The 23,235-nt window shown below is 59.3% G+C and carries 19 protein-coding genes and 1 pseudogene; 7 read left to right on the top strand and 13 right to left on the bottom strand.

The window, feature by feature from the left end; all coding sequences use genetic code 11:
- Nucleotides 1-36 precede the first annotated feature (36 nt).
- The 3 genes from FH08_RS0117255 to gloA all read left to right on the top strand — a co-directional run bounded on the left by FH08_RS0117255 (nt 37) and on the right by gloA (nt 2,519).
- Nucleotides 37-864, top strand: a complete 828-nt coding sequence (locus tag FH08_RS0117255) for a lysophospholipid acyltransferase family protein (protein ID WP_051888337.1) — start codon at nt 37-39, stop codon at nt 862-864.
- A gap of 96 nt (nt 865-960) precedes the next feature.
- Nucleotides 961-1,962, top strand: a complete 1,002-nt coding sequence (locus FH08_RS0117250; RefSeq protein WP_031359522.1) for a M48 family metallopeptidase — start codon at nt 961-963, stop codon at nt 1,960-1,962.
- A 170-nt stretch (nt 1,963-2,132) separates the two neighbouring features.
- Entirely contained in the window at nt 2,133-2,519 is a 387-nt protein-coding gene (gene gloA / locus FH08_RS0117245) for a lactoylglutathione lyase (RefSeq protein WP_031359521.1), read from the top strand.
- Nucleotides 2,520-2,670: 151 nt separating this feature from the next.
- On the opposite strand, the gene FH08_RS0117240 is transcribed toward gloA, so the two are convergent.
- The 6 genes from FH08_RS0117240 to FH08_RS0117215 all read right to left on the bottom strand — a co-directional run bounded on the left by FH08_RS0117240 (nt 2,671) and on the right by FH08_RS0117215 (nt 11,090).
- Complete coding sequence (locus FH08_RS0117240; RefSeq protein WP_051888336.1) at nt 2,671-3,618, bottom strand: LysR family transcriptional regulator; 948 nt, start codon at nt 3,616-3,618, stop codon at nt 2,671-2,673.
- 150 nt (nt 3,619-3,768) lie between these two features.
- On the bottom strand, nt 3,769-4,863 hold the full coding sequence (locus FH08_RS0117235; RefSeq protein ID WP_152602862.1) for a porin: 1,095 nt from the start codon (nt 4,861-4,863) through the stop codon (nt 3,769-3,771).
- A 472-nt stretch (nt 4,864-5,335) separates the two neighbouring features.
- Complete coding sequence (rsmA, locus tag FH08_RS0117230) at nt 5,336-6,148, bottom strand: 16S rRNA (adenine(1518)-N(6)/adenine(1519)-N(6))-dimethyltransferase RsmA (RefSeq protein WP_031359518.1); 813 nt, start codon at nt 6,146-6,148, stop codon at nt 5,336-5,338.
- A 60-nt stretch (nt 6,149-6,208) separates the two neighbouring features.
- Nucleotides 6,209-7,201: a 4-hydroxythreonine-4-phosphate dehydrogenase PdxA gene (pdxA, locus tag FH08_RS0117225; protein WP_031359517.1), complete on the bottom strand. Its 993-nt coding sequence runs from the start codon at nt 7,199-7,201 to the stop codon at nt 6,209-6,211.
- An 18-nt stretch (nt 7,202-7,219) separates the two neighbouring features.
- The gene (locus FH08_RS0117220; protein ID WP_081889501.1) at nt 7,220-8,590 is read right to left on the bottom strand and encodes a peptidylprolyl isomerase; all 1,371 of its coding nucleotides are present in this window, start codon (nt 8,588-8,590) and stop codon (nt 7,220-7,222) included.
- Between the two features lie 121 nt (nt 8,591-8,711).
- Nucleotides 8,712-11,090 (bottom strand): LPS-assembly protein LptD, encoded by a 2,379-nt coding sequence (locus FH08_RS0117215; RefSeq protein WP_031359515.1) that lies wholly within the window; start codon nt 11,088-11,090, stop codon nt 8,712-8,714.
- A gap of 251 nt (nt 11,091-11,341) precedes the next feature.
- On the opposite strand from FH08_RS0117215, the gene FH08_RS0117210 reads away from it, so the two are divergent.
- Nucleotides 11,342-12,367 carry an aminoglycoside phosphotransferase family protein gene (locus FH08_RS0117210; RefSeq protein ID WP_031359514.1) on the top strand — a complete coding sequence of 342 codons (1,026 nt, stop codon included), beginning with the start codon at nt 11,342-11,344 and terminating at the stop codon, nt 12,365-12,367.
- Nucleotides 12,367-13,080 carry an N-acetylmuramate alpha-1-phosphate uridylyltransferase MurU gene (gene murU / locus FH08_RS0117205; protein ID WP_419178014.1) on the top strand — a complete coding sequence of 238 codons (714 nt, stop codon included), beginning with the start codon at nt 12,367-12,369 and terminating at the stop codon, nt 13,078-13,080. The genes FH08_RS0117210 and murU overlap by 1 nt, the downstream gene beginning before the upstream one ends.
- A gap of 23 nt (nt 13,081-13,103) precedes the next feature.
- Here the strand turns inward: murU and FH08_RS0117200 are convergent, their stop codons facing one another.
- Together FH08_RS0117200 and FH08_RS0117195 are read right to left on the bottom strand one after the other, a co-directional pair.
- Nucleotides 13,104-13,532 (bottom strand): type II toxin-antitoxin system VapC family toxin, encoded by a 429-nt coding sequence (locus FH08_RS0117200; RefSeq protein ID WP_031359512.1) that lies wholly within the window; start codon nt 13,530-13,532, stop codon nt 13,104-13,106.
- Nucleotides 13,529-13,774, bottom strand: coding sequence for a FitA-like ribbon-helix-helix domain-containing protein (locus FH08_RS0117195; RefSeq protein WP_031359511.1), 246 nt, complete (start codon nt 13,772-13,774; stop codon nt 13,529-13,531). Before FH08_RS0117195 ends, FH08_RS0117200 begins: the two co-directional genes overlap by 4 nt.
- Before the next feature lie 151 nt (nt 13,775-13,925).
- On the opposite strand from FH08_RS0117195, the gene purB reads away from it, so the two are divergent.
- Nucleotides 13,926-15,314, top strand: coding sequence for an adenylosuccinate lyase (gene purB / locus FH08_RS0117190; protein WP_031359510.1), 1,389 nt, complete (start codon nt 13,926-13,928; stop codon nt 15,312-15,314).
- Between the two features lie 125 nt (nt 15,315-15,439).
- Here the strand turns inward: purB and FH08_RS0117185 are convergent, their stop codons facing one another.
- The 3 genes from FH08_RS0117185 to FH08_RS52580 all read right to left on the bottom strand — a co-directional run bounded on the left by FH08_RS0117185 (nt 15,440) and on the right by FH08_RS52580 (nt 16,208).
- Nucleotides 15,440-15,718, bottom strand: a complete 279-nt coding sequence (locus FH08_RS0117185) for a type II toxin-antitoxin system RelE/ParE family toxin (protein WP_031359509.1) — start codon at nt 15,716-15,718, stop codon at nt 15,440-15,442.
- Nucleotides 15,715-15,942, bottom strand: coding sequence for a ParD-like family protein (locus FH08_RS0117180; protein WP_031359508.1), 228 nt, complete (start codon nt 15,940-15,942; stop codon nt 15,715-15,717). The genes FH08_RS0117185 and FH08_RS0117180 overlap by 4 nt, the downstream gene beginning before the upstream one ends.
- 80 nt (nt 15,943-16,022) lie before the next feature.
- Nucleotides 16,023-16,208 carry a hypothetical protein gene (locus FH08_RS52580; protein ID WP_031359507.1) on the bottom strand — a complete coding sequence of 62 codons (186 nt, stop codon included), beginning with the start codon at nt 16,206-16,208 and terminating at the stop codon, nt 16,023-16,025.
- Here FH08_RS52580 and FH08_RS0117170 point away from each other — a divergent pair.
- Nucleotides 16,205-16,498, top strand: a pseudogene (locus FH08_RS0117170) (lyase family protein); the annotation flags it as partial. The gene FH08_RS52580 and the pseudogene FH08_RS0117170 sit on opposite strands and share 4 nt — an antisense overlap.
- Nucleotides 16,499-16,615: 117 nt before the next feature.
- Here the strand turns inward: FH08_RS0117170 and FH08_RS51380 are convergent.
- Nucleotides 16,616-17,551 carry an Ig-like domain-containing protein gene (locus tag FH08_RS51380; protein WP_051888335.1) on the bottom strand — a complete coding sequence of 312 codons (936 nt, stop codon included), beginning with the start codon at nt 17,549-17,551 and terminating at the stop codon, nt 16,616-16,618.
- 475 nt (nt 17,552-18,026) lie between these two features.
- Entirely contained in the window at nt 18,027-22,934 is a 4,908-nt protein-coding gene (locus FH08_RS0117160) for an Ig-like domain-containing protein (RefSeq protein WP_160172480.1), read from the bottom strand.
- Nucleotides 22,935-23,235 lie beyond the last annotated feature (301 nt).

Raw genomic sequence — 23,235 nt, 5'->3', positions numbered from 1 at the left:
TTTTTTCGTCACATCACCTAAGACTCATACAAGCCGATGCGCTTCATTCGTTCGCTGTTACTGATGATTTTTTTCGCCGTTTATACGGTGCCGTACGCGTGCGTGTGCTTCCTCGTGTTCCCGTTCATGCGCGCCGAAAAGCGTTACTGGATGGCGGCGTACTGGTGCAAGTCGTGCATCGTGGTGATGCGATACCTGAACAACATCCGGTATCAGATCGAAGGCATGGAGAATCTTCCCGACGGTCCCGCCGTGCTGTTATCGAAGCACCAGTCGGCTTGGGAAACGCTGGCATTCCCCGCGTTGATGCCGCGACCGCTCTGCTATGTATTCAAGCGCGAGTTGCTGTTCGTGCCGTTCTTCGGCTGGACCATGGGCATGCTGAAGATGGTTCATATCGACCGTCGTCAGGGCAAGGACGCGTTTGCATCGGTGGCGCGACAAGGGCGCGAGCGCATGGCCGAGGGAGCGTGGGTCATCATGTTCCCGGAAGGCACGCGTACCCGCGTGGGCAAGCAAGGCAAGTACAAGTCAGGCGGTGCGCGCTTCGCGTGCGCAGCGGGTGCACCGGTCGTTCCTGTTGCCCACAACGCCGGACACGTATGGCCGCGGAAATCGTTTCTCAAATATGCGGGTATAGTCACAATGTCGATCGGTCGCCCGATCGACACGACAGGACTCACGCCGGAAGAAGTCAACCTGCGCGTAGAGCGCTGGATCGAAACGGAAATGCGTCGGATTGATCCGGACTCGTACGGTCCCGCCGATCGTTTCGCCGCTGAGCCTGATGTTGACGCTGACTCCAAGTCTGACGCTGAGTCTGATTCCGAGTCCAAGTCTCAGGGCGCGGCTACCGGCCTGTAGGCGCGGGTGTCGTTATCGTTTCGTTCGTTACGTTCGCTTCTATTGTTAGTGTCGTTCTTTCCGTCATTCCTGCGCCGCGTGCGCCAAGCTGAGCCGATGCAGAACACCCCCTCGCGACAGCGTCCCGCTGCCGCGCTCGACAACCCGCAACTCGACCTGCCGCTCAACCTCCCCAGTGAGCCAAGGCTGTCGAGTGCGGCACCATCGCCTGCGATGTCCGGCGCTCCTGCCGCACCTGCCCCCGCCATGCCTGCAACGTTGCGTGGCGACATCGCGCCGACCGATACAACCGAGATCGCAACCCCTCCCGCGCCGCCTTTTCGTGCACCCAACGGGCCCAGTGCGCCTGACGGCACACGCAGCCGGCACCTCGTGCTCGGTTCGCAGATGCTCGATTACCGCTTGAAACGTTCGTCGCGCAGGACGATCGGCTTCACTATCGATGGCACCGGCCTCGCGATCACCGCGCCGCGCTGGGTGACGATCGGGGCAATCGAAAGCGCGATTGCCGAGAAGGAAAAGTGGATCTTCAAGAAGCTCACCGAATGGCAGACGCGCGTGGAACAACGCGCAGTACCCCGGATTGAATGGAAGGATGGCGCGCAGCTTCCGTATCTCGGGCAGACCATCAGCGTCATGTTGAGCGCTGCACCGGGTACGACGGGCAAGAGCGCGACTCAACCGGCCTTCGATACCGACAATGGTGTGCTCTGGCTCGGCCTGCCCGCATTAGCGGATGTTCAGCTCATTCGCGAGCGTGTGCAACGCTGGCTGCATGTTCGGGCGTTGCAGGTTTTCGGCGAGCGCTTGCCGGTGTATGCGGCCAAATTAGGCGTGGAGTTCCGGGCCTATGCGCTGTCGTCCGCAGCGACGCGTTGGGGCAGTTGCTCCAGCGAAGGCAAGATCCGCCTCAACTGGCGGCTGATTCATTTCCCGGTGCATGTGATCGACTATGTGGTCGCGCACGAGCTCGCACACCTTCGAGAGATGAATCACAGTGCGCGCTTCTGGGCCACGGTCGAATCCATTTTTCCGGACTTCCGCGAAGCGCGGCATACGCTCAAGCATCATCCTCCCGAGTTGCTGCCGCTGCTTTAGCGCCTGCTTAGCGCCGACCGGCACAGAGCAGCGCGCTGCGAGCCTTTGCTGCGGGAAGTACAATTTTGGATGTGGCCGTTTTCATCGTGCGCGCTGGCCGCTGAGGCACAGTAAAAGACACGGTAAAGCGGAACACCCGGTCAATCGACATTCCCCACAGGAACCTCATCATGCGACTTCTTCACACCATGCTGCGAGTCGGCGACTTGCAAAAATCGATCGATTTCTACACCCGCATCCTCGGCATGAAAGTGCTGCGTCAAAGCGAAAACACCGAGTACAAGTACACGCTGGCGTTCGTCGGTTATGGCGATGAAAGCGAAAACAGCGTGCTCGAACTGACCTACAACTGGGGCGTCGACAAGTACGACCTGGGTTCGGCGTACGGCCACATCGCGCTGGAAGTGGACGACGCGGCGGCAGCTTGCAACCGCATCCGCGAAGCAGGCGGCAAGGTCTCGCGCGAAGCCGGTCCGGTGAAAGGCGGAACAACGGTGATCGCGTTTGTTGAAGATCCGGACGGGTATAAGGTCGAGTTGATCGAGAAGCATAGTTAAGTCAAGAGCACCCGCTGTCTGAGGCTCCTTCGGGAGCCTCATTCGTTTCCGCTTGATGCTGACCCTTCGCGAATTATCATCAGATATCCTGAATTATTAGCACTCGCGAGCACGATCGATCCATAGGTCGGAGCGCACCTGAGCGCACTGGCTACCGCACACGCCCGCCCGCTTGCGCGGCGCGGCTGGCGTCGTTCATGATCTGGCCGGCAAGCGCAAGCGCCGCGTCAGCCGCGGCGGATTGCGTCCGATCCGCAAGACAAACAAGCGCAAACTGAAGGCCAAGTTTGCGGGGATGAACAATCGGCACGCGCACGAGGCGCTGGCCGTCGGGATCTCGTTGCAACACTGAAGCCGTGCAAAACATCACGGCATCCGATCGGGCGACCACATCCTTCAGCACGGTGACATCGTTACATTCCAACTGCACCGGAACGGCTTCGTGCGCGCGAAACTTCAAGAGCCGCCGCAACGCATCTTCCATGAACGCGGACAACGGCACTGACACCATCGGAAATTCGCGCAAACCAGCAAGCGACACTGGCGCACGCGCGAGCAACGGATGACCGGGGCGGACGAACCAGCCGCCGTCGTGACTAATCAGGCGGTGCGTGGTGACATCGGGCGCAGCCGGTGTCTCGCGACGATCTACCACCACGAAATCCGTGCTTTCCGAGCGCAGGCTTTGCATCAGCACGCTGGCTTCGTCTATTTGCACGGATACCTTGGTGGCGGGAAACTGCCTCGCACATTCGACCAGCAGATGCGGAAACAGGATGGCAGCGGCATAAGGTCCCATGCCGATTCTCACCTCGCCCAGAGCGTCCGACCGGATCAACTCGACATCGCGAAAAAGACAGCGCGCTTCAAACAGCACGCGCCGGGCACGCTCGACCAGCATCCGGCCGGCAGCGGTGGTCACCACGCCGCGGGCCGCGCGATCGAAGAGCTTGATATCGAACTCGTCTTCCAGCGCCTGGATACTGCGGCTGAGCGCCGGCTGACTCAGATGAACTCGCTCCGCGGCCCGCGCGAAACTGCCCTCTTCGGCGAGCGCGACGAGGTGCGCGAGGCGCCGTGAATTGATCTCATGCATCATTTAAAACGGAACCCTAAATAATTGAATGCTTGTTTCTGAGGCGGGTGGTTATACCATCTCGCTCTGCCACGGAGCCGCGCATACCCGCGCAGAACGTTCGCAAACAACCGGCAGCATTGCGCGTCGAATGCCGCCGGTCTCCCGGTGCACTCAGAACTTATGCCGGATCCCGGCCATCACGCCAAGCTGCGTGCTTTTCTGCGCGAGGCCGACGGCGTTCACGCCTTGCAACTGTGTCCCGATCAGATCGCCCCTATAGAGTGAATAATCGGTTTCCAGATACACGTCGGTGCGCTTGGACAGGTCGTAATCGGCGACCAGTTGGAATTGCCACGCCGAGCCGTCCATCGGTTGGGTCTTGCCGTCTTGCAGCGTGCGCCACACGTTTCCGGCGAAATGCCACACTCCGGCTTGCTGCGTAATGCCGCCGAGAATCATCCTGCGCTTCTTGAAGTCGGAATATTTCAGTGCAGCGAGTCCGGGCGCGGCGAACGGTCCATTGGCAAAAGTGGAGAACCCCTTGTCGTTCTGATTGACGATATAACCCAGCGCAAAACGCGTCTTGTCCCACGTGTACGAACCACCGACCGTCCACGCCTTGGCGTTGCTGCCGTTGATAGAGTCCTTCGTCTCCTTGAACGCACCGCCGAGCGTGAACGGGCCGTTTGCGGGCGCGTAGGCTGCAGCCACGCCGTACTGGCTGCCGTATGCCATATGGCCGGCGTTGCCGCTAAACGAATACGCAGTCGAAATGCGGAAGTCCTTGTACTTACCGTGATACTGGATCTGGTTGCTGCTCCAGATGTCGCCAGTCATGGTCACTTCGGGCTGGAAGTTGAAGTCGTACGGAATCCATGGATTGCTGGAGTACCCGCCCATGGTGATCCCTTCGATCATCACGTTGTACTGACGGCCCAACACGACCTGCCCATACGTCGATGATTGCAATCCGATTTGCGCTTCATTGAAAAACGGCATGGTGGGATCGCTCTGGCCGTTGTTCAGGAAGAAGCGGTTTTCGAGCTTGAAAGTGGTCGACCAGCCACCGCCCAGGTCTTCGACGCCCTTGATCCCCCAGCGGCTCTCGCTCATGCCGCCGGGTCCCATCAGGAAGCGGCCGTTACCCTGCGTGTCGGCGTTGGACAGATACCGCACGCTCACGTCGGCAATACCGTAGAGCGTGACGCTGGATTGCGCGTGGCTCGTTTCGCCGGCGAACGCGGCGGGCAGCAATGCGCAACTCATCCGCCACCAATTGCCCTTTCTTTTAAGTTGTCCCGACCTGTTCATACGTCTCCTTGTGATGTCGTCATGCGACGATCAGGCCTCGCCTGTATCGCCACGAATCAAAGAAGTCGTTGCCCATCTCCAATGCATCCGCGTCACGCCGCTAAAGCGGAAGCCCTTTATAAGGGTCTGCAGCGCGTTTGCGCTGCCAATTTGAGACTAACGAGAGGATTAACTCCAGTGCATTCCATGCATTGGAAGAATGCGGAAGCCGCATGGGGACGAGGAGAAAGGAGAAGCGGAACGGAGGTCGCGCGGTTCGCGGAAGCGAACCCGGAATAGTGAGATAGAAAAGATGAGATCAGTGGCCGCAGGCGCGATCGCAGCCTGATAAAACCGCTTTGGCGCGACCGGCGCGGCGCAGGCCGTCAACAGCCCCACGGCACACGCCATCGAAATCCGCCTGCGGCTTCGGAAGCCTCAGCAGCGGCTACTGCGCCGCCTTCACCACTTGCGCCAACTTCACGAATTCGGCCACGGGCACTTCTTCCGCACGCCGTGAAAGGTCGAATCCCAGCGCATCGAAATCCACGCGATCGCGATACACACCCAACGTGTTGCGCATCATCTTGCGACGCTGCGAGAACGCCGCGAGCACGACTTCGCCGAGCACTTTGTCGTCCACGTCCGGCAACTCATGCGGCGCGAAGGGAATCATCCGCACGATCGCGGAATTCACCTTCGGCGGCGGATTGAACGATTCGGGAGGAACGTCGATGAGTTTATCGATTGCATACCGGTACTGAAGCATCACCGTTAGCCGGCCAAAATCCTTGTTCCCCGGCTCGGCGATCATCCGGTCCACGACTTCATCCTGCAGCATGAAATGCTGATCGATAACTTTTGGCGCGAACGCGGTCAGGTGAAACAGCAGCGGACTGGAAATGTTGTACGGCAGATTCCCGACAATCCGCAGCGACGGTTTTTCGCCTTCCAGCGCGAGCGAACCAAAGTCGAATGCGAGGGCGTCGCCGGCATGCAGCGCCAGCAGATTGCCGAATCGCTTCTCGAGCCGCCCGATCAGGTCACGATCAAGCTCCACCGCGTGCAAGGGCGACTCAGGCGTGGAGAGCCGTTCGATCAGCGGCGCGGTGAGCGCGGCAAGACCCGGGCCGATCTCGACCATGCGTTCGCCGCGCTTGGGCGCGATGGTATCGACGATCGAATCGATCACGCCTTGATCGACGAGGAAGTTCTGCCCGAAGCGCTTGCGCGCGAAGTGGCCCTGGTGCTTGATGGACATCGGAGAAGCCGATTAAAACCGCAATGAAAAGGAATGAGACAGGGGATCACGCAAAAGCAATCAGGCCGCGCGACGATGGCGCGCCATGGCAACGGCTGTGTCGATAGCCACGATCAAGCTGCCCGGATCAGCGCGGCCGGTGCCGGCGAGGTCGAGCGCGGTGCCGTGATCGACCGACGTGCGGATGATTGGCAGCCCAAGCGTGATGTTGATGCCTTCGCCGAACGTGGCGAATTTCAGGACCGGCAAACCTTGGTCGTGGAACATGGCCAACACGCAGTCGGCGTCTTTAAGATAACGCGGCTGGAACAGCGTATCTGCCGGATAGGGACCGGGGGCGTCGATACCCAACTCACGTGCCCGTATCAGCGCAGGCGTGATGACATCGATTTCCTCGCGGCCCAGATAACCGTTTTCGCCCGCGTGCGGGTTGAGCCCGGTGACCAGGATGCGTGGCTTCGGCAGACCGAACAGCGCTTTCAGATCGCGATCGATAATGCTCAGCGTCTCGACAATCCCCTCCACCGTCAGCGCCGCCGAGACATCTTTCAGCGGCAGATGGGTGGTGGCCAGCGCGACGCGCAACGGCTTGTCGCCCATGCCCGCCAGCATCATGACGACGCGCGGCGTATGGGTGCGTTCAGCGAGATATTCGGTGTGGCCGGTGAACGGAACACCGGCGTCGTTGATGGTGCTTTTCTGCAGCGGCGCAGTGACGATGGCGTCGAAACGCCCGCTCACTGCTCCGTCAATAGCCGTATCAAGCAAGCCGAGCACGTAGCGCCCGTTGGCTGCATTCAGCTTGCCTGCGGTGACAGGCGTACTGAGCGCGTGATGCTCGATCTCGATTGCCGCGTCATTAGACAGCCACGGCGATGAACCAGCCCTCTCAGCCATCAGTTCCCGGTCGCCGAGCACGGTAAACCGCACCGACGGCCAGCGCTGCGCCGCCTCAGACAGCGCCGCCACCGTCAACTCAGGTCCCACGCCCGCCGGTTCCCCGGTGGTAATGGCAATTGACACTGAGGAAAGTGGGCGGTTCACTGCGTTCATCTGGCCAAGGCCTTTGCTTTACTGGTTCAGCGCTTGCTGAGCCGCAACACCCTTGTACTGCACATACGCGGTGTCGCGCAGTTCACGCAGCCAGTCGGAATACGCTTGCTCGGCCTTGCGCTGGCCGATCGCCTGACGTGCCGTATCGAGTTGCTGCTGCACCGAACCTTCCGCATCGCGGCGTGCCAGCACCTGGATCAAGTGATAACCGTACTCGCTGCGGACCGGGTCGCTGACCTGGTTGTCTTTCAGGTTGTTCATGGCGCGCTCGAATTCCGGCACGGTTTCACCCGGGCTGATCCAGCCGAGATCGCCGCCTTGCGACGCTGAACCGTCCTGCGAATAGGTCCGCGCGAAGTTGGCGAAATCGCCGCCCTTTGCAACGTCACTCTTGATGTCCAGCAGCTTCTGACGAGCCGCCGCTTCGGACACGCCGTCGGCTACGCGCAGCAAGATGTGTCGGACGTGGGTTTGCACGAGCTTCGGGGCATCGGCGGCCTGGCCCTGGCCCACGCGGCGGTCCACCAATTTGATGACCTCAAAACCGCCGGCAGTGCGAATCAGTTGCGGATTCACCTCGTTCGGACGCAGCGTTGCAACCGCGTTCACAATGTCAGCCGGCAGCGAAGCCTGCGTGCGGAAACCGAGGTCGCCGCCCTTGGCCGCGTCGGTATCCTGCGTATTGTTCTTCGCCAGTTTGGTAAAGTCCGATCCACTTTGCGCGTCTTTCAACACGGCGTCGGCCTTCGCCTGGATAGCGGCAATATCAGCCTGCGACGCGTTGTCCGGAACCTTGAACATGATGTGCTGGAGATGCAGGTCGTTCGACTGGCGGGCGTTCGGTCCGCGCTGGCTGGCAACGTAGTTGGCCACTTCGCCGTCCGACACCGTGATCTTGCTATCCACCTCTTTCTCACGCAGTTTCGACAGCGTCAGCTCGGTGCGGGCATCGCGCTGGAACGTCGTCCAGGGCACCCCTTGCGACTCGATGCGCGCGCGGTACACATCGAACGTCATGTTGTTTTGCTGCGCGAGACGCTCGAGCGTGCGTTGCACGGTGGCGTCGTCAACCGTGATGTTGTCTTCCTTCGCCTTCTGCAACTGGATGCGCTCGATCACCATCTGGTCGAGCACCTGCCGTTGCAACTGATCCGCGGGGGGAACCGGCGCGTTCTGCTGTTGCAGGCGGCGCACGATCAGACCTGTGCGGTCGGCGAGTTCACGTTCCGTGATGACGTCATTGTTCACTACCGCGACGACAGAGTCTGCAATCTGCGCGCCGCCGGCCGTTGTCGTGGCCGACAGCGCCTGAGCGTGCGCGGCCGGGCCGGCCAGTAAAGCTACGGCGAAAACACCTGCCGCGAACATTGCGCACTTCAACTTATTCATGTTTGACACAGATACTCCATCGATTGCGGCCGGTGACCGACCCTGTTGCCTGTTGCCCTATTGCCCTTGCCCTATTGCCCACGGCGTACCGCATACCCTTCGGCACACACACTCCGCACGCTCATTCGTAATTCGTGTAACGCGCGAGCGGTGCGGGCGGCGGCGGTGGCGGCGTGTAACCGTTGACGCCGGCGCGGAACGCTGCGGTCAGGCCATTATCGACGTTCGACAAGCCCTTGAACGTCATTTGAGCGAGAATACGCGTCCCGGCAGTGTTACTTCCGGTCTCGGTGACACCGTTTGCGTAACGCTGCAAGCCGATGCCCAGAGTCCAGCAGTCGGCATCGTACTGGAAGCCCAGCAGCCCGTCGACGAGACGATGGCCTGCCAGATCGTAGTTCACCCGGGCGACGCTATAAATGTGTCGCGATAGTGGCCATTGCGCCGAAACCAGAATCTGGTTGATCGGCGAGGTGGACAGCGTGGTCTCGTTCGCCCGCGTGTATCTATATCCAATATTGATGACTTCGCGCGCCGCCGGGCTGAACCCGAAACCAATGCTGGAGCGCACCAACTGGTTGTTATCGGCATTATATTGGAACGCAGTTTCCTGTGAAAAACCAGCGCCCAGCTTGAAGGACGCGCCCAGGATCAAGTCCGAGTGCTTCGCCTGGTCAAGCGGCTGGCCTTCCGTGATCGTGACGCGCTGCGGCTGGAAATAATACTGCTGCGCGATCACAAAACGCGCACGTTCGTCGCCCGTCGCCGGGTTGATGAAACGCGAAGTCAGGCCCACCGTCAGACGGTTGGCGTCGGCAATGCGGTCGTTACCTGCGTACGTGTTCGGCGTGTAGATTTCAGCGAGGCTGAAGTCCGACTGGCCGGTGTCGAAGATCGGCGCGAATTCCTGGTTACGGTACGGCGTGTACACGTAATACAGGCGCGGCTCCAGGGTCTGGATGTAATCCTGCCCGAAGATGCGCACCGAGCGGTCGAACACGAGGCCGGTGTCGAAGCTGACCGTGGGAATGGATTCCGACAGGTTCTTCGGCTGGCCCGCGGGCGTGCCGTTGGCCGCGCTGCCAATCTGGTTCAAGTCGTACGACGCGAAGTGATACTGGATCTTCGGCGTAACGAAATAACCCGGTCCGGTGACGCTGTAGCTCAGGTAGGGATTGAAAACGACCCGCTGGCCTTCCGTGGAGTCCGCGATGGTCGTCGTAAAGCGCGTGTAATCCGCTTCCGCGCCGTAGTCGAAACCGCCGACGTTGTACTTGTTGTACAGGACGTTCAACTGCGGTTCGCGAGCGTACGGCGAGGTCGCCGGCGGCAACACCTGCCAGCGCTGTTCGTGCGCGAGAATCGACCACGGCCCGTTGTTGTACGTGACCCCGACTTCCTGCTGATACAGCACCTGCGTGCCGTTGATGATCTGGTTCGAGGCGTTGCCCAGGTCTTCCGGATACTGATTGTCCGAGACCTTGTTGTAGTTGATATACGCGCCGAAACCACCGCCGAAGTTCTGCTGGTGCTGGATGTAGATCGCATAGCGGTTCGTATGCGTCTGCAGGTCCTGCGGCAAAAATTCGCCGGTGATCGTGCCCGAATAAGTCGGCGACAAATACCGGAACGTCGACTGGATCTGGATCCCGCGCCGTGTCATCAGGCGCGGCGTGACCACCAGGTCGCGATTCGGCGCGATATTGAAGTAGTACGGCATCTCCACTTCAAAACCGGTGGTCGAATTCACCGACACCGTGGGCGGCAAGATGCCGCTGCGCCGTTCGCTGGTCAGCGGGAACGACAACCACGGGCTCGCGAATACCGGGAAGCCCTGGAAAAACAGCACGCCGTTATGCGCGACGCCTTCGTTCGCGCCGGTATCGAAGTCGAACGACGTGCCCTTGATGTACCAGGCCGGATCGGTCTCGCACGAACACGCCGTGTAGGTACCGTGATCAACCTTCGTTTGTTCGTCATCGATCAGGTCCGCGCGCTGCGCGCTGCCCGAGCCGTTCGAGAGATTGAAGCGGTACTTCGGGTTCGTCATGTAACCCTCGTTCGCCTCCACCTTCAAGTGCGCTTCCGGGCCGATGAACGTATTGCCGTTGCTGAAGATCCTGACATGACCGTAAGCATCGGCCATGTCGGTGTCCTGGTCGTAATGCAGCGCATCCGACTTGATCACCGAGACATTGCGGCGCAATTCGGCCGAACCCTTCGCGGCCATGTCCTGGTCGGCCGTGCCCGTGGTGTGGTCGCCGAGGACGAACGTAGCCGGCTGGCTGCCTTGCTTCAGCGGCCGTTCTTCGAGTTGCGGCGCGAGCCGCAGGCTCCACGGGTCGCCGAGCGGCTGCGTATCGGCTGCCGCACCCGAAAGCTGCGCGTGCGCAAGCGCGGGCATGAGACCCGGCACGGCTAACAATGCCGCGAACAGCCGCCGCCTGCGTGGCCGCGCTTCGCGCAAGGGAACTGGTTTGGAAAACTGTCGTGGCGGCATGTTTGAGTGCTGTTCAATCGCGCCCGCGCCCCGCGCTCGACGAGAGCACCCGGGCACAGCCACCGGAACTCGCGCCACCGGAGTTGACGGTTCGCTGCGAACGAAAATGAATCGATCGATGGATGGAACGGGCGGTGATCTCGGCCAACGGCAGCCTTTATGGCCTGCCGCAGGCTTCGCGCCGGGCGCAAACGGAATGCTTAAAAAAGTCGTGGGGTATTATATGGCAAGACGTTTCACCCCTCGAGTTTATGACGCCCAATCCCCCGGATTTTCGCCTTACCCAGCTCCACGACTGGTTGTTTCCCCTTTGCGAGCGGTATCGGCTGGATCTTTCCACGCTTGTCCCCGCTTCCACCGACGCCAGTTTCCGGCGCTATTTCCGGTTGGCTGCTGACAGCGAGCACGGCAACACGCTGATTGCCGTCGATGCCCCGCCGCCTGAGAAGTGCCGCGAGTTCGTCCAGGTAGCCGGCTTGCTGCGCGAAGCCGGCGTGCATGTGCCGCAGATCCTGGAAACGGATTTCGATGCCGGCTTCATGCTGGTGACGGATCTCGGCACCACGACCTATCTTTCCGTCCTCGATGAAAAAAATGCCCGGCCGCTGATGCGCTCGGCCATTGATACATTGATCAAATTTCAGGTCAGCTCGCGTGAGGGCGTTCTGCCCGCGTTCGATGAAGCATTCCTGCGTCGTGAAATGGAATTGATGCCCGAGTGGTTCGTGGCGCGGCATCTCGGCCACACGCTGGACACGGCCGAACGCAAGGTGCTCGACGATACGTTCAACGTGCTCGTTCAAAGCGCTTTGGCCCAGCCGCAGGGTTTCATGCTGCGCGACTTCATGCCGCGCAACCTGATGATCTGCGAGCCGAATCCCGGCGTGCTCGATTTCCAGGACGCAGTGTTTGGACCGTTGACGTATGACATCGCTTCGCTGTTGCGCGACGCGTTCGTGAGCTGGGAAGAAGAGTTCGAGCTAGACTGCTTCGTGTACTACTGGGAAGGCGCGCGCAAGGCCGGCTTGCCGGTGGATGCGGACTTCGGCGAGTTCTACCGGCAGATCGAATGGATGGGATTGCAGCGGCATATCAAGGTGCTGGGGCTGTTTGCGCGGATTTATCATCGCGATGGCAAACCGCAGTATCTGGCTGATCTGCCGCGATTTATTGGCTATGCGAGGAAAGTTTCCGAGCGCTACAGGCCGTTGCGCCCGTTTGCGCGATTGCTCGATACGCTGGAAGGCCGCGCCGTGGATGTGGGATATACGTTTTGATGAGCGCCTTGAATACTGCAATGATTTTCGCCGCCGGGCGCGGCGAACGCATGCGTCCGTTGACGGATACGTGTCCCAAGCCGCTCCTGAAAGTGGGCGGCAAAGCGTTGATCGTCTGGCAGATTGAACGGCTGGCGGCGGCGGGTTTTAAAGTCATCGTGATTAATCACGCGTGGCTTGGGCGGATGCTGCAATCGAATCTTGGCAACGGTTCGCGATGGGGTGTCGAGATTCGTTATTCGCACGAGATGCACGCGCTGGAGACGGCGGGCGGGATTGCCAAGGCTTTGCCGCTACTGGAAACGCAAGGTGAGCCGGCGATTTTCCTGGCCGTCAGCGGCGATGTTTTTTGCGATTTCGATTACGCAAGTTTGCGGGCACGCGCGCCCTCGATGGCGCTTGCATCCGAGCCGGAAATGCATCTGGTGATGGTGCCGAATCCGCCGTTTCATACACTTGGGGACTTCGCGCTCAATCCCAACGGCACGCTTGCCCTCGATGGCGCGGCGCGCTACACGTTCGGCAACATCGGTTTGTACGATACACGCATGTTTCGCGATCTCGCTCCCAACACGCGGCGAGCGTTGACGCCGTATTACCAGGAGACTGTTGCGGCCGGACGCGCTACCGGCGAGCTGTTCGAAGGACGATGGGAGAACATTGGTACCGCGGCGCAACTGGAGGCGCTGGATCGGGCGTTGCGGAACAGGTAATCGCAGCAAACAAGCGCAGCGCGTTACTCTACATCTGCAGTCCAGGGATCGATGACCAAGACGCCCGTTCCTTCGAAGTCCTTGCCGTTTCGCGTCGCGAGCGCCGCGTCGCGGCTGTGGCAGATTGCGGCGATCTGCGCATCGGCGGAACTGATCGGCCGGCCTTGCGCCTCGCGTTCGGCTACGAGCATGGCGTATTGACGTGCGGAATGATCATCGAAAGGCAGTACCTTGCCGGCGAGTTCGCCGTCGAGCATCGATTCGATTGCGCCGCGCAGCGCGGATTTGCGTCGGCCGTGCGGAAGCCTCTGAACACCGTAAAACAGTTCGGCGACAGTGACGGCCGTGGTTTGCAGGTCCTGCATGTTCTGGACGTCCAGCCAAGCCAGCACATTTTCGTCGGGGTTGGCGCGCATGAGCTCCGACAAGACGTTCGTATCCAGAATGATCATTCCGGAAACTCAGCGGCCCGTGGCTGTTCCGTGCGATCCGGTATTGTCAGGCCCTTGTCTGCGAGGCTCGCAAAGCGTTGGTGCACACGGCTGCCGAAACCCGTCACGTTTGCAGTGCCTGCTAACGCATTTTGCAGGATCACTCGTACCTCTTCCTCCATCGACCGGCCATGCCGCGCCGCTTCAACACGAAGCAAAGCCTTTACTTGTTCGTCCAGATTGCGAATTGTCAGCGTGGCCATTGAGTCCTCCGTCTGCTGTCATTGACTGCAATGCTAGCACATAGTGCGGAGGATGGTCGCTTGTCAGCAGGATGAAGCCGGTGTCGATCAGCACGCGGTTTGCAAATGTTAAAATAGTGCCTTCCCTTTCGCCTTTTCTTCGCGGTTGCCCATGTCCGATACCCGTCCCGATACCCTCTTCGCGCTCACCGCGCTGTCTCCTCTCGACGGCCGTTATGCCGCTAAAACCGAAGCGCTGCGGGACTGGCTGTCCGAATCCGCGTTCATGAAGCATCGCGTGAAGGTGGAAATTCATTGGCTGATCGCGCTGTCGCAAGCCGGTTTCGATGAAATCCCGCGTTTCTCCGACGCCGCCGAAGACTTCTTGCTCCAGCTCGCCGAACGCTTCACCGCTCACGACGCCGCCCGGATCAAGGACATTGAGAAAGTCACGAATCACGACGTGAAAGCCGTCGAATACTGGCTCAAGGAATCCGTGAAAGGCAATGCGGAACTTGAACGCGCGAGCGAGTTCATCCACTTTGCTTGCACCTCGGAAGACATCAACAACACGTCGCACGGCATGATGCTCGACGGCGCGCGCGAACACGTGATCCTCCCGGCACTGCGCTCGGTGCATGAGCGCCTGGTAAAGCTCGCCCACACGCACGCCGCGCAACCCATGCTCTCGCGCACGCACGGCCAGCCGGCAAGTCCGACCACGCTCGGCAAGGAAATGGCGAACGTGGCGGCGCGGCTTCAGCAGGCGATTGAACGGATTGCCGAAGTGCCGGTTCTGGCGAAGATGAATGGCGCCGTGGGGAACTACAACGCGCATTTATCGGCGTATCCGGAATTCGATTGGGAAGCGTTCTCCGAAGCGGTCGTGGAAGACCGGCTGAAGTTGACGTTCAATCCCTACACCATCCAGATTGAACCGCACGATTACATGGCCGAACTCTTCGATGCCATCTCGCGCGCGAATACGATTCTTCTCGATCTGGACCGCGATATCTGGGGTTACATTTCGGTCGGCTATTTCAAGCAGCGGACTAAAGCCGGAGAGATCGGTTCATCGACAATGCCGCACAAGGTCAATCCCATCGACTTCGAGAATTCGGAAGGCAATCTCGGCATGGCGAATGCGCTGCTGCGCCATCTCGCCGATAAACTCCCGATCTCCCGCTGGCAGCGCGACTTAACGGATTCGACCGTGCTGCGCAATATCGGCGTCGCGCTGGGATATTCACTTCTGTCTTATGACTCGCTGATTCGCGGACTGGACAAGCTCGAAGTCAATGCCGCGCGGCTGAATGAAGACCTGGATAATTGCTGGGAAGTGCTGGCCGAGCCGATTCAAACAGTGATGCGCCGTTATGGCATCGAAAACCCCTACGAGCAGTTGAAGGAACTGACGCGCGGCAAAGGGATCACGCAGGAAGGCTTGCAGACGTTTATCAAAGGGCTCGCTATTCCCGATGACGCCAAGAACCTGTTGCTCGCCATGAAGCCGGGGTCCTATGTTGGGAAAGCCGTGGAGCTGGCGCAGCGGATCAAGTAATACGCCGCTTTCGGCTCGGCACTGAAGCCGCTCGAATTGATCGTGCGGCTTTTTTTATCCGTGCCGGCAAGGCTTGAAGAGAGTGAAAAGGATTGAGCCAACCTCGTCCTAACCGCGCGAGGGGCTCATCGCTTCAGATCCCGATAGAAATTTTCGTGTGGTCCGATCGCTTCGAGGTACACCAATCGTAGTCCGTCGTCGACCGTGTAGCCGAGCAGGAACAACTGCCCCTGGCAACGAAACTTGTACACAAGCAAATCAACCAAATCCCCTTTCTTTCGCTCGCCGGCAACCGGATCGGCCGCGACGACAGCCACTGCCTCGTCAACATCCGCAGCGACGTTGTCGTGAAGCTTCTTGTATTGCCTTGCGAAACGCCTCGTTTGACGTACCGCGTAGCTCATGCCCTGCGGCCTCGTGGCACGAACGGTGTGGAGTGTTCACGCGGTTCGGCCATCGAGATCAGAGACTCGGCAATGAACGACGCTGGCAGATCCGGGTTGTCCAGCGCTGCGCGTCCGATCTTTGCCCAAAATTCAATCTGGCCGGCGATTGATCGGTGTTCTGCCGACGCATCGGCCTTCGCCTGCTCGTACAACTCGTCATCAATCCGGACGGGCATGCTCATCTCAACCTCCTTTGCTACAAATGTAGTAACGAAATTGTAGCAGAGGCGCAACGCGTCCGGAGCTGGAACAAGGGTTAAATTCAATGCAATTCGATACACACCTCGTGCTCAACCAGCAGTTCCGCATTTGCACTCGAATGCCCCACGACCTTGTACGTCACATCGCCGACTACCGCGGTGCCGTGCTGCGCCCATTCGCCGTCAGCCAGACCGGTGATTTGTGCGTTCGGCAGGTCCACCGAGTCGCCATCCTTGCCTTGGACCATCATCTGCTCAGATTGAACCGCAAGATTACATGGCCGAGGTCTTCGATGCCGTCTCGCGCGCCAACACCATTCTTTTCGATCTGGACCGCGATATCTGGGGTTACATTTCGGTCGGCTATTTCAAGCAGCGGACTAAAGCCGGAGAGATCGGTTCATCGACGATGCCGCACAAGGTCAATCCCATCATCAAAGGGCTCGCTATTCCCGATGACGCCAAGAACCTGCTTCTCGCCATGACGCCAGGATCGTATGTTGGGAAAGCCGTGGAGCTGGCGCAGCGGATCAAGTAATACGTTCGGCGTAATCAAGTGCAAAGGCCGTTCAACAATTTGAACGGCCTTTTGCTTGTTGGTCCGATCACTGATTGTTTAGCAAAACAGCAGAACAACGAAATGGCCACCTGCGCCTCAGTGCATTTCAATTCGCACCGAATGTTCAACGAGTAATTCCGTATTCGCGGTCGAATGCTCGACAACGTTGTAAAGAACGCCACCCACTTCCGCGGTTCCATGATGGTGCCAATCGCCTTCTGCCAAACCCGCAACATGCGAGCTGGTCAGATCCACGGAATCTCCCTCTTTGCCGTTCACAATCAATTGCTGTTTTCCATCGTCGATGAAAAGATCCTGCTCGCCCAGGCTAAGCACGTCGGCAAGCGATACTTTCAACGCGTTGTGGTGGCCGCCGAGATCAAAACCCACAACACTTTGAGTTTGTGCGGCGGCGGCGGAGTGCTCCGTGAAATTGTTCAGATTGAGAACCTGGTGGTCTCCCAAGAACGAAATCATGTCGAAGCCCTTGCCACTTTCCAGGGGCGCGGATGATTGCCTGACATAGGGCAGCGGATCACCGGTTGAATCAACAAGACCGTGAGCGGTCTTGTCAGCAACGATACCATCGGTATTGGCGTTGGACGACGCTGAGTGAAGTTTGAAAAGGTTCGGCGGAAAATACGGCAAATCGCTACCTGTTTGATTATCAAGAACCCTGGGCGTGCGTTCGAACAATGAGTCATTGTTTTGGGCCACCTGCTCACTTTCCGACGTATCAACCGTAATGGCGAAATAACTTGTGCTGGGGCCAACGCCAAACTCGTTCAGTTGAACTGCGGAAAGATCATGAATGCCATCAAAAAGTGGCGTAGAAAGTTGCAGCGACCAGCCGCCTTGTCCGTTCGCCGCAACCACGCCGAGCAACGTTGTGCCGTCGTACACGTCGATAGTCGCAAAAGGATCGGCTTTGCCAGCGATCAGCGGTTTCTCGCTGGTTATGGTGCCGCCGTTCGTTACACCCTGCACGTCGGTGATAACTGCTTGTACGCGAACGTTAAAATCGGAAGGCATCGGGGGAATCCTTTTATTAAGAGAATCGACGCGGTGACTACTTGGCAATTCATTTGCCTGCATTCGATTGCGCGCATGTCAGGCGATGCGTCAGTCGAGAACAGAAGCCGGCGCCCACCCGGTTTTGGTTATGCAAACATGACACGAATAGGGGGAAGGTTTCCTCCGCCTTAGATTGCGCGAATCTTGAGCGGCGGTATTCGCTTCATTGACCACGACGCCAAGGCGAGGCGGGACCGCAATCGAACGACCAAGTTACTTGGTCATGCCGGGCAAAGCCATAAGAACGGTGAAATAACCTGTTGCAGGTTTCAGCGAATTTAAAGCGCAGCGTGAACTTCGTTGCATGCTGAGTTTGTCAGACACGGGCGAGCAGTCAAAAACAAAAAACCGTTCCAGAAGTTCCTGGAACGGTTTTTCTTGTCGCCTGAATCAACCCGCTTTCCCTATTTGGCGAAAGCGGCGTTCACTTGGCTTAATGCACGACGATCTGCACACCTTGCTGAACCAGCAATTCGGTATGCGCACCCGAATGCTCGTAGACGTTGTACGTCACACCGCCAACGACTGCCGTGCCGTGCGCTGCCCATTCACCGTCAGCCAGACCGGCAATATGCGTGTTCGACAAGTCCACCGTGTCGCCTTCCTTGCCTTGAACCATCATCTGCTGCTTGCCGTCCTTCTGGAACAGGTCGGTTTCGCCCAGATTCAGCACATCGATGAGGGACAGTTTCAGCGTGTTGTGCTGACCGCCCAGATCCACTACTTCAATACCGGATATCTTCGCCGCCGCGGTTTTACCCGTCAGCGAGGTCAGATCCAGCACTTGATGGTCGCCCGTCAGGTGCAGGGTATCGATAGCAGTGCCGCCTGCGCCCTGAATGTGCGCGGTGCTTTCCTTGAAGTAGGAAGCAGGGTCCGCGTTAAGGTCCACGGTCTCGTTGCCATTGGCAAGCTTACCCACGAAACCGTCATGCTCACCCACAGCCGTGTGGTGATTGGTTTGCTGAGCGGACTGATCCGAATCGCCAACCAATGCTACTTGCGACTGGTCATCAGTATGGACAGTCAGGTCGCGCGTTTGTTGATAATTGCCTACGGCGACCCCCCAAACACTCGACGGTGCGCTCTCTACATTGGATATGGTCTGCGTTACAAAGAAATCAGTCGTTCCAAGAATAAGGTAGAAATCACGCGCTCCGGATTGCCAATGACCGGTATTATCAACGACGTATAAATAGTTTGTAGCCGAGGCTTTAGAGCCGTTTTTTGTATGCAAGTAGATACTAATAAATGCCCCCGGAGTGCCGGTTCCGGCGACTAGAACCCAGGTGTAGGGGGAAGTCCAACTGCTCGAGTCAACCATTTTTCCAGAATCAGTTATCGATGTGATCGTCGGTGCGGTGGGTACGGGAGGTACGTAGGGTACGTCGCTGATTACAAAGCCGATTGCCCCTGAAGCCGGACTTGCCGTACCTGCCGCGTTCACATCCACCACCGTGATGCTATGCGAGCCCTTGGATAAGTCGGTCGACGGCGTAAATACCCACCTGCCGTCGCCACCCACCTGAGCCGAGCCGATGAGCGTGCCGTAGTCGTACACCCTGATGACGTCGCCTGCCCCCGCGCCCGTGCCGCTGATGTGCGGATGGCCATCGGTTGTCGTGGAGCCTGCAGTAATCCACGAGCCGTAGTTGTCACTCAGGGATGGGACGGCAGGCGCGGGAGGCGGACTTGTGTTAATCGTGATGATCCAGGTGTTCGAGGACGCACTTGGGTTCTGTCCGCTGGCGAACTGGGTCGCTGTTATGGCGCGTGCGCCGTCGCCCAAGGCGCCGGAAATAGTCAATGACCAGTGACCTGTTCCATCAACAATGGTGTTGCCGCACCCGGTGCCGTTCTGATAGATATAAACCGTGTTGCCCGCCGTGCCCGTGCCGCTCACCGTGGGGTGGCTACCGTTGGTCATACCGCCGTCCGGAATTGCAACCATGGCCGAGCCCACAGTATCCATGATGCCTGTGATCGTCGGTGCTCCCGCCACGTTCGAGTACGTGAAGCCGATGCTGCCCGAATGCGCGCTCGGCGTACCCGCCGCGTTCGTCTCCGTCACGTTGATGCTGTGCGAACCCGTCGACATGTTGCCCGACGCGAACGACCATTGACCGTTCGAGCCGATCGTGGTCGAGCCCAGCACCGTGTTGCCGTCGTACACCGTGATGATGTCGCCCGCCTTGCCCGTACCGTTGATGTGCGGATGATTATTCGCTGTCGTGCTGCCCGCTGGAATTGACGCGCCGTTGTCGTCGGTCAACGTCGGTGTAACTGGTGTAGCCGGCACGCTCGTGTTGATTGTGATGGTCCAGGTGTTCGAGGATCCGCTTGCGCTCTGTCCGCTGCCAAACTGCGTCGCTGTCATGGCGTGCACACCGTCGCCCATGGCCCCAGGAATGGTCACAGACCAATGGCCTGTTCCATCCACGACCGCACTGCCACATCCGTTACTGTTCTCGTAGATGTAGACCATGTTGCCCGCCGTGCCCGTGCCGCTGACCGTGGGATGGCTGCCGTTGGTCGTACCGCCGCTCGGAATTGCAACCATGGCCGCGCCCACGGTGTCCAGGATGCCTGTGATCGTCGGCGCCCCCGACACGTTCGAGTACGTAAAGCCGATGCTGCCCGAATGCGCGCTCGACGTGCCCGCCGCGTTCGTCTCCGTCACGTTAATGCTGTGCGAACCCGTCGACATATTTCCCGACGCGAACGTCCATTGACCGTTCGAGCCGATCGTGGTCGAGCCCAGCACCGTGCTGCCGTCGTACACCGTAATGATGTCGCCTGCTTTGCCCGTACCGTTGATGTGCGGATGATTGTCCGCCGTCGTGCTGCCGGCAGGGATCAATGCGCCGTTGTCGTCTGTCAGGGTCGGAACCGCCGGTGTGGCAGGCGTGCTTGTGTCGATCACAACGTGAACGGGATCGGACGCCGGGCTCGGTGCACCCGCCGGGTTCGTCTCAATCACATGAATATCGTGCGCACCCGCGCTGAGCTCCGGCGAGGGCGTGAACGACCATTTGCCGTCTCCGCCAATGGTGGTTGAACCGATCACTGTGCTGCCGTCGTACACCTTGATGATGTCGCCGGCCTTGCCCGTGCCGTTGATGTGCGGATGCGCATCGGCCGTCGTGCTGCCCGCCGGAATGATCGCGCCGTTGTCGTCTGTCAGGGTCGGAGTAGCTGGCTTGGCCGGCGTTGGCGTGCTCGAATCGATAGCCACGCTGATCGAGCCCGACGGTGTGCTTATTGCGCCCGCCGAAGTTACTTCTTGTACGATAAAGGCGTGGATCCCGTCGCTCAAGTTTGGCGGCGTGAACGTCCACTGCCCATTCGAGCCGATCGTGGTCGAACCAATCAAAATGTAGTTGTCGTACACCTTGATGATGTCACCCGCCGTGCCCGTACCGCTGATGTGCGGATGATTGTCGGCTGTCGTGCTGCCCGCCGGAATTAAAGCGCCGTTGTCGTCTGTCAGGATTGGAGTGGCAGGCGTGGCAGGCGTTGTTGTGTTGACCGTGATATTCCACCCGCCCAACCAATCGGACACAAGCTTCCCAATTGCTACAAAACTATGGAAGCCATTGGACAAATTCGTGCCCGGCTGCAGCGTCCACTGGCCCGTTGCATCGACGACCGCTGATCCCATAGTTTTTCCGTTATCCGCTACTGTCACCACATCACCTACTACGCCCGTGCCGTGCATTACCGGACGCGGATCATCGGTCGTGCCGTTTTGCGCAATGTTGCCTTGAACGGGTCCAACCGAGTCGACTATCGACGTGATCACCGGATAGGCCAGTAACGGGTCGATCGAAAAGCCCTTGGATGGCGAGTGTGCGCTCGACGTGCCAGCCGCATTCGTTACGGTCACGCTGATGCTGTGCGAGCCCGTTGACAAGTTCGGCGACGCGAAGGACCAGCCGTAGTTTGCGTTTACCGTTGTCGAACCCAACACCGTATTTCCGTCGTACACGGTAACGATGTAGCCGGGCACGTTTACTCCCGACATCTTTGGATGCACGTCGTAGGTTGTGCCGCCTGCCAAAATGGCGTTCATGCCGTCGTCAAACAGGGCTGGCGTTAGAGGCGTATCCGGGACGCTTACCCCGATCACCACACTGATTGCATTCGAAGCCGCGCTCGGCGTACCCGCCAGGTTCACATCCACCACCGTGATGCTGTGCGTGCCGTTGGACAGGTCAGTCGACGGGGTGAACGTCCACTTGCCGTCTCCGCCTACCGTGGTCGAACCGATCACATTGCCGTTGTCGTACACCTTGATGATGTCGCCCGCCGTGCCCGTGCCGTTGATGTGCGGATGCGCATCGGCGGTTGTGCTGCCTGCCGGAATCGTTGCACCGTTGTCGTCTGTCAGGATCGGCGCGGCGGGAGTTGCCGGCGTGGTGGTATCCAGGATGAACTTGAAGTGTGTCGATTCCCCGCTGGTCGTGCCGAGCGTGTTCGTATCCGTGGCGAAGACGTCGTGGGCGCCGTTGCTCAACGCGTTCGTGGGCTTGATCGACCACTTGCCGTTCGAATCCACCAACACCGAACCGATCAGCGTGCCTTTGTCGTACAGCTTGACGATATCGCCCTTCACGCCCGTGCCCGCAAATGTCGGCTTGTCGTCATCTGTCGTGCCGCCGGATGGGATCAGACCCTGCACCGGACCGACTGCGTCAGTCGCGCTCGTGATGACCGGCGCGGCGGGAATCGATGTATCGATCACCACCGGATAGTGGTCCGACGGCACGCTCGGGACCTTGGCCGGATTCGTTTCAATCACGTAGAAATCGTGCGTGCCCGAGTTCAGATCCTTGGTCGGCTTGATTACCCAGTGACCCGTGTTGTCGATGATCGTTGAACCGATCGGCGTATTGCCGTCGTACATGGTGATCGTGTCGCCCGGCGTGCCGGTGCCGCTCATCGTTGGATGCGCGTCGTTAGTCGGGTTGGTCAGCGCGTGACCTGCGTCGTCGGTCATACCGTTCACGATCGGCTTCGCCGGTGCAACCGGCGTGCCGCTTGGCACCGTGACGGACATTGGCGTGGAAGAGGTGCCGAAGTCGCCGTTGCTATCGACTGCAATTGCCGTGAACGAGTGCGAGCCCGCCTTGAGATCGGCCGGCGGCGTGAACGACCAGACGCCGTTTGCGTTGGCGATTGCCGTGCCGATCATGCGCACGCCATCGAACACGTCGATGGTCATGCCCGCTGTCGCCGTGCCGGCGATAACCGGGCGCACGCTGTTGGCCGTGCCGCCGCCAACCGCCAGGCCTACCGATGTGATGACCGCTTTGTTCAAGTCTTGAGATGTTGTTGCCATGTGTGTATTACCTGTTTCGCTGAGAAATCGATGAGGCATCCTGACCACGCGCAAACCCCGCGCGCTGCCGCCCCGCAGAAGGGCCGACAGCGTAGCCATCGACCCGTGAGCGGCGATTCTGCTTGCGTTCGCCTTTACGAAATACCGGAACAGTCCTAATTACAGTGGCGAGTATTTGTGGCCGCGCTGAAAGCCTTATGCGACGGTTTTGGTGTAACGCTTCTTCACAAATAGAGAAGCGTTTTGCGTGCGAATAAACAACTTCGCGAGATGAGAGGGTCCAAACCAACGAAAAGGCCGT

This window comes from Caballeronia sordidicola, from assembly GCF_000729995.1.
Lineage (GTDB): Bacteria > Pseudomonadota > Gammaproteobacteria > Burkholderiales > Burkholderiaceae > Caballeronia > Caballeronia sordidicola_A.
Note: the sequence above shows the minus strand (reverse complement) of the source record. Positions and strands in the feature narration are given on the sequence as shown.